The sequence below is a fragment of the Corallococcus praedator genome, from assembly GCF_003612125.1.
In the GTDB taxonomy this organism is placed as follows: domain Bacteria; phylum Myxococcota; class Myxococcia; order Myxococcales; family Myxococcaceae; genus Corallococcus; species Corallococcus praedator.
Window position 1 is genome coordinate 1 of record NZ_RAWI01001247.1, and the last position, 412, is coordinate 412.

The 412-nt window shown below is 59.5% G+C and carries 1 protein-coding gene; it reads left to right on the forward strand.

Annotation, left to right across the window (positions count from 1 at the left end; genetic code table 11):
- On the forward strand, positions 1-412 hold a 412-nt coding region (locus D7Y13_RS46595), incomplete at both ends, for a hypothetical protein (protein WP_158626256.1).

Genomic DNA, 412 nt, shown 5'->3' on the forward strand with positions numbered 1-412 from the left:
GGCCCTGAAGGCATTCGCCGCCAAACTTGGCCAGGGCGATTACTCGCAGGCCGCCCAGGAACTCAAGCAACTGGCGGCGGGTTTGCAGGCGGGTGAGCTTTCGCCCGACGCCGAGGAGTTCGACGCGATCTCGCAGGACCTGCAGCGGCTCGCCGGAAATCTGGACGAACAGGAGGAACTGAAGGAGGCTTCGCAGGAATGCTCCGGGGCGGCGTCGAAGATGAACAAAGAGGCGCTCGCGAAAGCGATGAAGAAGTTTGCCGAGCAGATGGAAAAGAATGCCGACAAACTTCGCCAGAGCGACAATCTTTCGAACTACAAGAAGGCGCTGGATCAACTCAAGCGCAAGATGAATCAGTCCAAGAAGTGTCAAGGCTGCAAGGACGGCTGCTCCGAGTGCGAAGGCGAGGGC